The organism is Mesorhizobium sp. P3_A9, from assembly GCF_056402975.1.
The window spans coordinates 1-911 of the sequence record NZ_JBFUGJ010000746.1 but is presented as its reverse complement, the minus strand read 5'-3'; the positions used below and the strand labels follow the sequence as shown (position 1 = coordinate 911).

1 pseudogene is annotated in these 911 nt (G+C 58.3%); it reads left to right on the top strand.

Annotation, left to right across the window (positions count from 1 at the left end):
- Positions 1-911 (top strand): annotated as a pseudogene (locus AC1DX0_RS36475) (hypothetical protein); the annotation flags it as partial.

The window sequence follows — 911 nt, the reverse complement described above, 5'->3', positions numbered from 1 at the left end:
GGCGCGGACGACCTGATATTCATTGGGAGGAGCGAGAACCAGGCAGAAGAAGTCTCAATTTCTTTCAAGCAGTTTATGCCGGAAACGCAGGTGATTTTATTGCCGCCGTGGGACTGCCTGCCGTACGACCGTATCCAGCCATCGCGTGAAAGCATGGGACGACGTGCAACCGCGCTTCTCGCTTTGGCCAAGCCAGCCAACAGTCGTGCTCGCCTGGTCGTCATGTCACCCGAGGCGGCGCTGCAGCGCTTTCTTCCTGCCGATGCCATTGCAAAGGCCTTCACATCCCTGGCCACCGGCGACCACGTTGATGTTGAGGCATTTTGCGATCGCCTGCAGACTTATGGCTACCTGATGGACGATCGGGTCGACGAGCCTGGGGAATTCGCCTTGCTTGGTCAGGGCATCGAAGTGTTTCCATCCGGAGCGCCACATCCCTTTCGGGTTCTAATCGAGCGTGGGGTCGTCGACAGCATTCGTTCATACAACCCGGTGTCGCAACGCACAGATGAGAGTTTCGAGAACATCATGCTCGCGCCTTCGACGGAGTTGCTGGAATGCAGCTCAGCGCCGGCTGGACCTACGGAAGCACAATGCATGGAAATGCAGATTGTCGGGGCCGGGTACAAGCTCAACACCATCTTCGAACTCTTGCCGCACGCCCGCATCGCAGTGGAGCCGGCTGTGGACGAACGCTTCGACGCCGCGATCGCGTTGATCGATGACGCTCGGCGCATGCGCGACAGGCAGCAAGGCCGCAAGCCGACCGCAGAACGCTTCTACCTGGATCGCCCGACCCTTGATAAGCAACTGGCGAACCGTCGGATGAAGCTTGATTTGCAGGGCTTGTCGCCAACGCCCGACTTTATCGTCGAGATCAACCCTTCAAAGGCCATGGCGAAATTTATTGC